General features: G+C 50.6%; 4 protein-coding genes. 3 read left to right on the forward strand and 1 reads right to left on the reverse strand.

The features are described 5' to 3' along the window. The coding region (locus HWQ67_RS16605; protein WP_218253801.1) for a hypothetical protein at window positions 1–639 on the forward strand (639 nt) is incomplete at its 5' end. Between the two features lie 93 nt (window positions 640–732). Then, on the forward strand, window positions 733–1,680 hold the full coding sequence (locus tag HWQ67_RS16610; protein WP_218253802.1) for a hypothetical protein: 948 nt from the start codon (window positions 733–735) through the stop codon (window positions 1,678–1,680). A gap of 84 nt (window positions 1,681–1,764) precedes the next feature. Here HWQ67_RS16610 and HWQ67_RS20690 read toward each other — a convergent pair whose 3' ends face one another. After that, complete coding sequence (locus HWQ67_RS20690) at window positions 1,765–2,025, reverse strand: DUF488 family protein (protein ID WP_218253803.1); 261 nt, start codon at window positions 2,023–2,025, stop codon at window positions 1,765–1,767. Window positions 2,026–2,102: 77 nt separating this feature from the next. Between HWQ67_RS20690 and HWQ67_RS16620 the strand changes: the two genes are divergently transcribed. Beyond that, a partial coding sequence (locus HWQ67_RS16620) for a hypothetical protein (RefSeq protein WP_218253804.1) occupies window positions 2,103–2,316 on the forward strand: 214 nt, incomplete at its 3' end.

The following is a 2,316-nucleotide window of genomic DNA, read 5'->3' on the forward strand; positions in this document are numbered from 1 at the left end:
CCGGTAATGAAAGGAAAGAGCGTCTACGGCCCTGGCGACACTGCATTTGTCAACATGCAAGGAACACCAGTATCCCTTACACTGCTCAACACAGACAAATACACCACACCATTGCTCGTGACAGCATGCTACCAATACGAGACATCTGCTTCAGGAAACATCTGCATAGACCCTGACCCGAGAAGCGTGACAACAAAAGACAAGGTATGCACGCCAAAAGACGTAAGCCTCGGAACACAAGGAGCACCAGTGGCAGTAAGCACAGTAAAACTCGAAAGCTCGCCAGGCACAACAAGATTCACAATACAAGTCCAAAACGTCGGGCGCGGACAGCCATTCAAGCCAGGAGTCCAATACCTTGCCAAGTGCAGCCCACACGACCAGCAAGGACTGGCATACAACGAACTCGGCTACGTCCAAATAATGGATGTCCGCGTGGCAGACATGAGCATAATAGCAAGCTGCAGGCCGCTTGACAACGGCAACCTGCGCCTTGGCACTGGCGGCGGCTCACTATACTGCCAATACGACCACATAACAGGAAACACGGCATACGTCACACCCATCGTAGTAAAACTGCGCTACGGCTACAAAGAAACACTAAGGCAAGACATAACAATAGTGCAGAGCGGAAGATAAAAAGAATGCCTGCTGCAAGCAGATTTCTCAACAATGCAACTACGCTGTAGAAACCTTTAAAAGAAAGGACTTCTAACATATCGACGAAAAAAGATGGCAAGATACTTAACACTCGGCATTATCGTATTGCTAGCACTGACAGCATGCGCAGGCGGCCAACAAACGGCGCTCAAAGCATTCCTCGGAGGCACAGAAGGGCTGACGCTAAGCTTTGAGAAAAACCTGCCGCCAACAGATGTCTATGACGGCGGAGACTTCCCATTCGACATCGTGTTAAAACTCCAGAACAAAGGAGAATACCCGGTGCCAAAAGACAAGTGCAAAGTCAGCATCACAGGCATCAGGCCGCAGGAATTCAACGTCCAGCCAGCAGACCTTGTGAGAAACCCTGACGAAGAGCTCGCAGCACGAAAACAGGACGCAACAGGAAAAATACAGGAACCAATATCAGCATACGCTGAATTCAAAAACCTCAACCACGTCACATACGTAACAGGAGCATCACTCGTCTTCCCAATACGCGCAGAAGCATGCTACGGCTACGGCACAACAGCACTAATGTCAATCTGCATACGAAAGAACCTCGCAAACCCAGAAGAAGGCGGGCTATGCGTGATAGAAGGCACAAGACCATCAACAGTAAGCGGAGCGCCTGTAACAATGACTGAATTCAAGGAATTCCCGCGAGGCAAGGACAGCGTGGGCTTCGGCTTCACAATACACCAGGTAGGCAGCGGCACTGTCTTTGCGCTTGACAGCAAATGCGAAGGCGACAGGGCAAACGAAGACAAGATAAAAGTCAACGTCAGGACAGGCATAGCAGGCCTTGAATGCCAGGGCCTAAGCGCAAAGAGCGACGGAGAAGCAGAAGGAACACTAAGCATATACGGCCAGGACAGGACAGTAAGCTGCAAGCAACAGATAAGCGTGCCAGCAGACTACGAACTGCCTGTAACAGTAAAACTATACTACGACTACCGCGACATCATAACAACGCAAGTAAACGTCAAGCACAGCGGCGGAACAGAAACGAGCAGTTGAACAGCGGACTTTAACTCAAACACGCAAACAACTGTGCTGCTGAAATACGCCGCCAAGCAAACCAGCCAGCACACAGCACAGCCATTACAGCCAGGGCCTGCGCAAGCAACCATTCTCAAGACTGTTGTAAGTCGCATCAATGCAGTCCTGAGATTCCACGTATTCCTCAAGCAAGCCACGCTCACTCCCAGAAAGGGCTTCAAGGCATAGCGCAGTCACGGCAAGACGCGGCTCAATACGCCGACATTCATCAGCAATAATACGCCTATGGCAATGCTCAGGCGTGCGCTCCTCACAAAGCAAGAATACATCAGAAACAAGCGCCTGCGCAGCAAGACGCTGCAATCAACGAAAATGCCTCATTTTCGAGATTGCAAACTGGGTGCAGTTTGCAATAAACCGTGGACAGGCGGCTTCTGCAAGTGACTGGAATAATGCACTACAAAATAATGCCAATTGACAACACCAGAACGCCAGGCATCAACCAGCACAGAAGAAGGCGCAAGCAAGGGCTCACGCACAACAGAACAGGCAACCCTATCATCAAGCGGCACGTCAGAAGGAGCAACACAAACCCTGACAGCACTGACATATGCACGTCTTTCCTGCCCAGGCAGCGCGCCACCATTAACAGCA

The sequence above is a fragment of the Candidatus Magnetobacterium casense genome (genome assembly GCF_019173545.1).
Lineage (GTDB): Bacteria > Nitrospirota > Thermodesulfovibrionia > Thermodesulfovibrionales > Magnetobacteriaceae > Magnetobacterium > Magnetobacterium cryptolimnobacter.